Source organism: Novipirellula herctigrandis, assembly GCA_007859835.1.
In the GTDB taxonomy this organism is placed as follows: Bacteria; Planctomycetota; Planctomycetia; order Pirellulales; family Pirellulaceae; genus Novipirellula_A; species Novipirellula_A herctigrandis.
The window spans coordinates 1,477,401-1,486,967 of sequence record SJPJ01000001.1 but is presented as its reverse complement, the minus strand read 5'-3'; the positions used below and the strand labels follow the sequence as shown (position 1 = coordinate 1,486,967).

At 54.6% G+C, this 9,567-nt stretch carries 7 protein-coding genes; 1 reads left to right on the top strand and 6 read right to left on the bottom strand.

Features of this window, described 5'->3' with window-relative positions:
• The 6 genes from CA13_RS34720 to CA13_RS05305 all read right to left on the bottom strand — a co-directional run.
• Positions 1–950, bottom strand: a 950-nt coding sequence (locus tag CA13_RS34720) for a Tex-like N-terminal domain-containing protein (protein ID WP_419193963.1), incomplete at its 3' end; no start/stop codon positions are given.
• Between the two features lie 235 nt (positions 951–1,185).
• Positions 1,186–3,015, bottom strand: a complete 1,830-nt coding sequence (locus CA13_RS05325; RefSeq protein ID WP_146394937.1) for an outer membrane protein assembly factor BamB family protein — start codon at positions 3,013–3,015, stop codon at positions 1,186–1,188.
• Positions 3,012–4,484 (bottom strand): 4Fe-4S binding protein, encoded by a 1,473-nt coding sequence (locus CA13_RS05320; RefSeq protein ID WP_419193962.1) that lies wholly within the window; start codon positions 4,482–4,484, stop codon positions 3,012–3,014. The genes CA13_RS05325 and CA13_RS05320 overlap by 4 nt, the downstream gene beginning before the upstream one ends.
• Positions 4,387–5,130 (bottom strand): 4Fe-4S binding protein, encoded by a 744-nt coding sequence (locus CA13_RS05315; protein WP_419193961.1) that lies wholly within the window; start codon positions 5,128–5,130, stop codon positions 4,387–4,389. The genes CA13_RS05320 and CA13_RS05315 overlap by 98 nt, the downstream gene beginning before the upstream one ends.
• A gap of 216 nt (positions 5,131–5,346) precedes the next feature.
• Positions 5,347–6,495: an NHL repeat-containing protein gene (locus tag CA13_RS05310; protein ID WP_146394935.1), complete on the bottom strand. Its 1,149-nt coding sequence runs from the start codon at positions 6,493–6,495 to the stop codon at positions 5,347–5,349.
• A 10-nt stretch (positions 6,496–6,505) separates the two neighbouring features.
• On the bottom strand, positions 6,506–7,924 hold the full coding sequence (locus CA13_RS05305) for an outer membrane protein assembly factor BamB family protein (protein ID WP_146394934.1): 1,419 nt from the start codon (positions 7,922–7,924) through the stop codon (positions 6,506–6,508).
• 240 nt (positions 7,925–8,164) lie between these two features.
• Between CA13_RS05305 and CA13_RS05300 the strand changes: the two genes are divergently transcribed.
• A complete protein-coding gene (locus CA13_RS05300; protein ID WP_146394933.1) occupies positions 8,165–9,439 on the top strand; it encodes an esterase-like activity of phytase family protein in 1,275 nt (424 codons plus the stop codon).
• Positions 9,440–9,567 lie beyond the last annotated feature (128 nt).

Here is a 9,567-nt window from a genome sequence, read left to right as displayed (position 1 = left end):
GTTGCAGCGGATTCGGCAGTAGCTGGTTGGGCGGCCGTGGGGGCTTCGCCTTCCGTTGTTTCGGAAGCAGTCGGGTCGGTCGCAACCGTTTCTGGCGCCGCGGGTTCTTCGCTGGCTACTGGTTCCGCAGCAGCTGGTGCCGTTGCAACTGTTTCCGTCGCAGCGGGTTCTTCGCCTCCAGCTGTTTCGGTAGCCGCCAGTTCCGCATTTTCAGCCGTCACGTTTTCAGGCTCAGCGGGCGATTCAGGCTCAGCGGGCGTTACCGCTTCTTCGCCTGGCTTGTCCTTCGCCTTGGCATGTTCCTCTGCGCCTGGTTTGTCGCCTGCTGATTCCTCGTTCTTATTCGAAGAATTATCCGTTTCTTGATTACCGCTGACATGCGGATCACTGATCTCGGCCACCAAGATTCTGGCATGCTTGCTTAGCCACTGGACCGCTGCGTTGATAATTCGAGGGTCGCCAGCCAAGCGACGCGCGAGCGATTCTTCGAGATGACCGATCGCTTCTTCGGTATCGGTGATTCCTTCGGCGGATTGAGCCAACGTTTGGAAGTCGTCGCCGTCACCCTTTTCGGGGTTCAAAATACGGACGGCCAACTTGGTGCCGCCGTCGACGGCCTCGTTCGATTCCAACTTAATCCGCCGACCGAGTCGCTCAAGCATCCGTTTGGTGCTTGCTTTCTCGATCGCTCGGCCAAGCGCTGGATCGGCCAATGGAGTCGCCGTCCACTGCGTTAAAAGTTCGGCGCGGCGATGGGCGAGGGCTTTTTCGGCGTGTAATGCCTCGGAAAGCTCCCAGAGTGTTCCCTCTTCCAACCCTCCTAATTCATCACGCCGGTAGCGTGCCAGGAAAGGAGGTGCGTAACCTTGTTCAATCAAAGGTAACGCGATTCGTAAATTGGATTCCTCGCAACGCCCTCGACGGGCAATTGCTTCTAGATCGACGGTCATCGCGAGTCGGTCTCATTCATTGGGGCGATGCGTGGGCTAGGAACGTCATAAACACGTCATTTCGTAGCACGCACGTCGCTTGGAGCTTGGAAAACCAGCAGCCTTATTCAGATTCACAGCGGCTCTGCTGGGGGTTCTTGTCAACGGCCGAAAAAATCCAGCCTGCCGCAGTGTGCGAACATAGCGCCAAGTGCGCGAAATGTCAACCATACAGACGCCGAAGATCTGTCCTTACTTACTCGCCGATGCACATCAATTGTGTTTCGGTTCGGATGTAGAGGCGGCTGTTTTTTACCGCAGGGCTGGTGACGCAGGGCTCTGCCAGATCATTTGCGCCGACTTCCGTGCAAGACTCGAGCGTTGGCTTGACGATGAAAACTTGGCCATCTGTATCGAACAGGTAAGCGTTTTCGCCGATCATCGTGGGCGATGACGAGAACGAAGCATCGATTTCATGCTCCCATAGCGGGTCGCCTCCTTCGTGCAAATCGTAACACGTCAAAAGCCCATCAGACGTCAAAAGCAGTACCATTTGATTCGTCGCCAGCGGGCTGCATAAATCTGGGACTCCCATGAAACCATCCCATAACATATGGGTCTCGGTCACATCACCCGTTCCATCCGCCTTGATTGCAGTCACGCCGGGAACTTCGTTTGCCGTTACCACGATACCGTCGGCATAAACGGGCGATGGGCCAACGTCACCGTACAAACAATCGGCTCGCCATATTTCTTTGCCATCGCGCGGATCATACGCGACCGCGTTGGGCGCGCCGCATGTGAGCAATTGCGGTTGATCGTTGACGTAAATTAGGATTGGCGTGGGCCACGAATTGGGCACTTCTTCGCGCGGTGCTTCCCAGGTCGTTTCACCTGATTCGACGTTGAGTGCCAATATTCGCGATAAGTTCTCTCCTTCGCTCCCCTGGTCGAATTGGACGATCAGCAAGTTTTCAAATGTCATTAGCGACGAGGCGTGCCCGTAAGCGTTGTTGGGGATCCCCAGACTGCGCGACCAAGCCAAATTCCCTTCAAAATCAAAGGCTCCGACGTCGCCGTTTGCAAAAATGGCATACGCTCGCCGTCCATCGGTTGCCATGGTGGGTGCCGCGAAACCAGTGGCTTTCATGACATTCGGTGTTTCCGCGGTGCTTTCCGGAGTCCCGGGCACAGCCTTTTGCCACAGCAACTCGCCACTGACGGCGTCAAAACACATGACCTCGCGAGTCGTCTCGGTTGCACCCGAAAGGAAAATACGATCGCCCCACATGACCGGTGAATTGTTCCCGGGCAGCGGAACTTCGGTTTTCCATAAAATGCCCTCTCCGGTTTCGACGTTCCACGAAGTCAACATTGCCATTTCAGTCACAATGCCCAACCCATCGGCGCCACGAAAGCGAGGCCAATTGGCTGCCAATTCTTCCACGGTTGGAAATCCCTCGGGAATCGCCGATGGGGTTAGTTCCGCCGTCTGCGTCGCGAGAGCGTCGGAGGATGGTGGTTCGGATGTGTCGCCTTTTTCAATGTCCGATGACGCCAAGTGGGCGTCTTCGTCCGCTTGGCCAACGGTTGGGCGGGACGGTAATCGGTTTGGGATTGCCATGAAAAAACCGAATGCCAATAGCACGGCGAGCCCTGCAAAACCGCCCACTGCGTTACGGCCGATGCGGTTGTCGGTTTCCCCCGCGGTGGCACGTCGTTCGGATGACGTTAACGTGGGGTCGGGCAAGCGGCGGCGCAGAACGGCCGCCCATTTGCCGAGTCCGATTGTTCCGGCGGTGCTCAATAGCAGCAGCCAACCACCCCAATAGGAGAACGAGCGGCTGTCGAAATAGGCGTCTCGCAATTCAGTATCGAGCGCACGAAACGACTCTTGGAGCGTTTCGTTTTTCGGGTCCTCGAGTAATTGAGCCCGAAGTTCGATGTATTCCGCCGAATTGAGTGGGTCTTTGGCCGTACGTGATCGGTAGTCCGAACCTAGATTTATGGCAACCACCGCAGCAAACAGTCCACAAACAATGGTGCTGCGAAAAGCGAGATTGTATTGATCGCGAGGCGTCATCATTTGGAAACCGCCTTTTCCGCTTCGATTGCATCGACGTTCAATGGCACCAAGTCCGAAACGTCACCAACAAGCCCCAATCGCACTTGTTCACCAGGGCAATACCAATAGCAACGTGCACAGGAAACACACCTGGACCGGTCGGGTTCATAGTCGACGCGTTTTCGTTGCAGCGACAGAGAGATTAACTTGATGCCAATCACGAATCCAACCCAACCGCCGAACAACATCCCCATCGTTCCAAAACGATCGCGGATACCAATCGCCAAATCGATGAGTTCACTTTTGGGTTGTCCGGTGTTCCGAAACGCGTCGGTTGCATCGGTGGTTCCTTCCACTTCGCCAGCATCTTCTTGGATGATTCGTTCGGCCAATCGGACATTTGGATCAAGCTTTGCCATCGGAGTACCAATCGTCATTCCGACTAGCACACCCGCAATCACCAACACGGGCGCGAGCGCAAGTGTTTTGGCCAATCGGCGACGCGCGTTGGCTCGTTCGGATTTTGGTGGGGGCGAAGACGGGGTGGCGATGGCACCGTAGGGGCAACTGTTTTCGCATAGATGACACTGGATGCACTTTTCAGGTGCGATTCGTCCATGCCATTTCGATCCTTTTGACAGCACGCCAAGCACCGCTCCATAAGGACATAGGTAACGACAATAGGGGCGACCAACAAAGACCCCCAAAAGCAATAGCGAACCGCCGAAAACAAGCATGTTCACATTGCCGCTCATTCGGAACATCGCAACAAAGGGATCGTATCGGCAAATGATAAATGCTGTTCCCGTTGCGGCATAAACAACTGCCAAGCCGAGGTAAATATAAGGAACCAACCCCAGCGTATGGTCGAGCCACGATGGGACCTTCACCGGCCGAATGGCGACCACTTCTTGTATGGCCCCCAACGGACAAACGGCCGCACAAAATGTCCGACCGAAAAACAGAGTGAAGATCAGCGGAAGTATGAAAATCGCAACAATCGTCCAGGGAATTGCATAGCTGGAATCGAACATCGCCAATGCCACGTTCTGGGTCGCTCCAATCGCACAAACGCAACCTGATCGAGCAAACCCGAACCAAAGCAGCGACGCAATCGCGAGCGTAAACAATCCACGGCGACTGCGCGTGACGATCGAAAAATAACTCGCTAACGACAGCGCACCGATCAAAAGCACCACGTTAAGCCATTCCCATACCGGGCTTTCCACCGGCGCGGGCATTGAAATGGGAACTTCGTAATCGCTAAATTCCGGCACCGGAATGACGTCGCTGGCGTGACTCAGCTGCGACATCGCCAGTATCAATAGACCGGCGAGTCCAAACAGCCTGCTCAGACGCATCGATGCCTTCAGAGTCCTCCGCAATCCTTGCTTAACCATCGGAGGTGCTCCCGCCATTTTCTTGGTTTGCTTGTTGCTCTCGCCAATCACGTTGGACCGCTGTTCGAGATAGCAATTGATTCGCTTCATCGAGCTTTGCTTGGTCACCGCTAGCGGTACGCAGCATTTGGTTGCCGCGAGCATTCAAAACTGCTGCGCCCCGGCGTTTCATGATTTCCGCTTGGCTGGCAGGGATTCGGTAGAACGCTTCGGTTGGACAAGCCGTTGCAATCGCACATTCGTTGCAGTCGAGGCATCGATCGTGTTCAACCTGCAAATACATGGATCCATTCATCAACGCACACCCTTTGACGCATTTTGCACATCCGATGCAAAGTGGTTCGTCGATCGTGTACTCGTAGAAGCGTTGTCCTGATTTTTCTTCCACAAACTTACGCACAATGGCACCGGTCGGACACGCTTGATTCTCTGCGGCGGTGTCGAGTGACTCATAGTCCATTTCGAAATAGCCGGTGCAAATATCACAGAAACCGCACATGTCGAAAGCGTTGAAGCACTTCACGGCGGAAACGTCCAGCACACAATAGGTTGCACAGTTTCCACAGGCGGTGCATTTGTCGGGATCAAGTTGCCATACCATCGGCTCCCCGTCGTTTTCGGCAGTGGTTCGCTTGCCTGTCAAAAAACCACCCCCGCCCGCGATTGCGATCACGCCCGAAGTGCGAATGGCATCGGCCATGAATTCACGTCGATCTTTTTGGTCCTCCGTTGGCATTACAGTTCCCTCGGTTGGGATTCGGTACGTGTCCGGTTCGCTTGTGGCAGTTCGCAACGTTGGAGTAAACCGCACTGTTGGCAAGGAGTTTTCCGCGTGCAATCCCCGTTTTGATTGCGAAACGCAAACAAGGCGGAAATGACGCCTAGCACCGCCAAAACGCACCACCGATAAATGGCAGCGAAAAGATCGCGTCGCGAGTCGCGGTAGTCAATATTACGATTCATCGGTTGAGACCATTTCCGTTTTCAGTTCAAAAATTCGGACAGCCCGAGTGTTGGGGTCCAACACCAAGACGCGGCCGTTTGGATCCGTTGCAACGTCTAAGACGTCGGCTCGATGGTCGTCCCGTATGTCGATGCTGGACGAAGCGTTTGCGGATAGCATGTCGGTGGTTGCGACGACGGACTCAAAGGTGCCATCGGCGGCGTATACTTTTACTCGCGGGATCCCTTTTTCGGCTGTGACAAAGCGACCGTCCGGCAACAACGCCAAAGCCGCTGGGTTGCAACACCCAAAAAATCCTTCGATCCCTGCCGAAGCTTTGCCCCACGAACCGAGCAAATCACCGTCGAGTGTGAATGCTTGGATCCGCCGAGCCCCAGGGTTGACCGCTCGCAAGATGCCGTCGTCCGAGCCGACAATGTCGAAGTGGGCACTTGGGACAATGAACGGAGGAATCTTTCGCGATGGATCGGCTTTGCCGATGGAACCTAAGCGTTTGCCATCGGCGGCGAACCGAGCAATCACGCGGTTCCCCGCGTCGGCGGCATAGATGTAGTCTTCGAGAACGGCAAGCGAAGTGATTTGAGTTTGGGGATCGAATCCGTCATCGATTGTCCTGGTCAATTGGCCTTGAGTATCGAAAACGTCAATGCGAGCGACGAATCCGACGAACAGGTGTCCTGCCATCACGTGGTCGTCGCCTGCGACGGTGACGCATATCGGTTCGTCGGCACATGAAATGGACTCGGTCGGTTCTCCATCCCTGCTAAATCGTTGGATGGTTTTATCCCCAGCGACGACAAACCCGCCGTCGGGTAACGAAGCGATTCCTCGAACGCTTTGCATTGCAATGGGATATTGTTGGGTTTCGGCGTAGTTGACAAGCGCCGGGTCGACTGCGGCTAGTTTTGCCGTGTCTAGCCCAAACCGAGTCGGCAGGTTGTTGCCACTGTCGCCCCAATTGTCGACTTGCAAAACGGCGTATAACGCTAACAAAGCGACGACGACGGCGATCGACCAAAAGACGATCGATGCCGTTCCCTTGGGGTGTTGAATGGGCGACGAGTCGGATGGTGCCCCGGTTCGACTCGGGGTGTTTTGGCTCGGGGTGTGAGGGTTTGGGGCGGTTTTGTTGGACATGGGAATGCGTCTATGGGTTCTCGCTTCGTAAATCCAAACAGGCGACTCGAGTTAAGTCACGCACAATTAGTCGGCCAGACGCGATTGCCATCGGGCCCCACGCTTCGTTGCCATGTTCGAACACTTCGGTTTCCCACACGGGGTGGTAGGCTTCGGTAGTTGCTTCGGCAGCAACAAGTCGGCCTCGGTCGGAAAGCGTCAAGATTAGGTTGTCGGCGATCATGTAAGGGCCGTGGCCAAACTTGTCTCGGCCGCTGTTCCAAATTTCATTTCCCTCTAAATCCATACAAACCAATTGGCCGCCCCGGTGTTTCCGAATGCCAAATAGATGGTTATCAACCAGGACCGGTGTTTGTTGTTCGGAATTGAATTGCTTTCGGTCGAGATTCTCGCCTGGCGTGGTGATGAATTTGTCGCCTTCTTTGCTAATGTTCAAGAACATTGCACCAATGGAGTCGTAACCACTGCACAAAAAGACTTGGTTGTTGGGCAAACCAATCGGTGAGGGGCTTGTCGCAAAATGTTCGTCCCACGATGTTTCATCCCAAAGTAGCGTACCGTCCTTTGCCGAGACTCCCGCGGTTCCGCCCGTGCCACAATAGACGTACATCGGTGTTTGTTCGAATTCCATGGGTAAGATCGAACCGTGCGACATCTTCCATTCATGTCGGTTTGGTGTTCGCCATACTTCGTCGCCACTGTGTAGATCGATGGCAACCATCATCGCGTCTTTGCCGCAGGGGGCAAGGATGACGCGGTCGTCGTCAATCAGCGGGCATTGTCCGCTGTACCACTGGCGCTCTTCGCTGCCGAATCGCTCGACCATGCTGAACAGCCAACGGCACTCTCCCGTTTCGGCATCCCAGCATGCGACGTGGCATCGGGGGCCGATTGTGACGACCGAATCGCCCGCGATCGCGGGAATGGTGCGAGTCATTCCATGGTTAGGGGAAACTTGTGCGGGATAGCTGTTGTGCCAAATTTCCTGGCCATCGTCGAGCGATAAGCAGCGAAGCGTATCGAGTTGTTCGTCGGCGTCGTAATCGATCAGGTAGACACAACCGTCACGAATTGCCGCCGCCGCGTAGCCCTCTTCGACCTCGATTTCCCAAACAATCGGGGGCCCATCGGCCGAGGGAAATGAACGTGCTAATTTCGTTGGATCCGTTGAGATGGCATCGTTGTTTTCACCCCGAAATGAGGTCCACGATCCTGCGACCGTTGAACGGGTGCCTGGACCATCAACCACGCCGACGGCGATGAGGTCGCGGGTATCCGAATTGGCTGCCGAGGGAGGCGTTCCATCCAATCCCGGCTTGCGGCGAGCCATTTGGCTCGTCGGAGCAAACGCATTCCAGCTGAGGAATAGAAGAACGCATAGAGCCGATAGTGAGGCAGGAAAAACTACGGCCAGTGGTGAGTGTTTCATAGGTACGCGTCATTCTAACTGTCCCCAGAAAGCTCGCCAACGGCAAACCAGGGCCGATCCCGCAATGTTTCTTCATCAAACCTTCATCATTTCCTCTCACATCGCTGATGTTGGGGGTTTATCATTCCGGCCTCGTCGAAAGTCGGACAATATGCCGCACAAGAAAGCGACTGCGGGCGTCCTCTCTTCACATACCTTTTAGAGTGAATCCATCGTTCCAAGAAAGAAATCGGTAACAGAATGACGCAGCGATCAACGTTTCGGTTTGCAGTCCTTGTATTCTGCTGCGCGTCATTTGTCAGCATGCAAACTGCAAACGTATCGGCCGAAGAAACGATATTGGTCAGTAGCGAATCGCGTCGATTGGTGCATCCTAAGCCGATTGAATTGATCGGCGTGGTACGGTTGGATGGACACGCAGTGGATGCAAGTGGGTTGCACGGTAAATTAGAGGACGGTTCGATGTCGAACCAGTTCGGCGGTTTCTCGGGCATGGATTACAGCGGCGATAAAGATCGTTTTTTCTTGCTTTCGGATCGAGGTGCGGGTGACGGCGCGGTTTCCTATCCATGTCGATTTCACGAAGTTAATTTAAAAGTTGATCCGGCAACGAAACAGATTCAATTCGATTTGCTCGCCACTCGATTGTTGACATCCCAAGCAGGATCGCAAGTCGTTGGATCGTTGGCGGCTCACGACAACGACCTGCACGCGATGGGTGATTCGCATGATTGGACTGCGATGGATCCGGAAGGGATACGTTGTCTTCCCGGTGGGGCGTTGCTGATGAGTGACGAATACGGGCCGCACATTGTGATTGTCGACCCATCGGGACAAATTGAAACCGAATTGGCTATCCCCGGCCGATTCCGTATTCAATTGACCGAGGATGGCACCTACCGTCGAGGTACCTTCCCAAATCGTGGGTTGGAAGGAATCGCGGTGACGCCCAGCGGTAAGCGTTTTGTTTCAATGCTGCAAAGCCCACTGATTCAAGACGGAAAGATCGAAGACCATAAGTGCTTCGGGCTAAATTGCCGCGGTATCATTCTCGACGCAACGGCGAAGGACCACGACGACGGCGAAGAGATGGTGGAACACGAATTTGATTATCGGCTCGACAGTTTCGCGTCAGGGACGAGTGAGATCTTGGCAGTCGATGAAACGCGTTTCTTGGTAATCGAACGAGACGGCCAAGTGGGCGAAGCGGCGAAATGCAAACGGATCTACTTGATTGATACAGCAAAGGCAACGGACGTGTGCCAGTTGGAGTCGATGCCGTCGGAAGAAATCCCAGCGAATGTATTGCCGGCAACCAAAACGTTGCTGATTGATTTGCTCGATCCGGCGTTTGGGATTGGCGGCGCTTTGGCGGTCGAAAAACCCGAAGGGTTGTGCTGGGGAAAACCACTCGAAGATGGTCGCCGGACGCTGTGGGTTTGCTGTGACAACGACTTCGACGTCAACGTCAAAAGCGAGATCTATTGTTTCGCAATTGCAGGCACTGCGCTATGATTTCGGGCACTGCGCAAAGATTTCGGGCACTGCGCTATAGTCGTCGCTGGTCCATGTCCATGTCCAAGTCCATTGGATGGCGCCCATTGGATGGCGCCCATTGGATGGCGCCCATTGGATGGCGCCCA

Coding starts and splice junctions, on each gene's coding strand:
- CA13_RS05320 (WP_419193962.1), bottom strand. CDS start 4,484: ATGAAGCGAATCAATTGCTATCTCGAACAGCGGTCCAACGTGATTGGC.
- CA13_RS05325 (WP_146394937.1), bottom strand. CDS start 3,015: ATGATGACGCCTCGCGATCAATACAATCTCGCTTTTCGCAGCACCATT.
- CA13_RS05310 (WP_146394935.1), bottom strand. CDS start 6,495: ATGTCCAACAAAACCGCCCCAAACCCTCACACCCCGAGCCAAAACACC.
- CA13_RS05305 (WP_146394934.1), bottom strand. CDS start 7,924: ATGAAACACTCACCACTGGCCGTAGTTTTTCCTGCCTCACTATCGGCT.
- CA13_RS05300 (WP_146394933.1), top strand. CDS start 8,165: ATGACGCAGCGATCAACGTTTCGGTTTGCAGTCCTTGTATTCTGCTGC.
- CA13_RS05315 (WP_419193961.1), bottom strand. CDS start 5,130: ATGCCAACGGAGGACCAAAAAGATCGACGTGAATTCATGGCCGATGCC.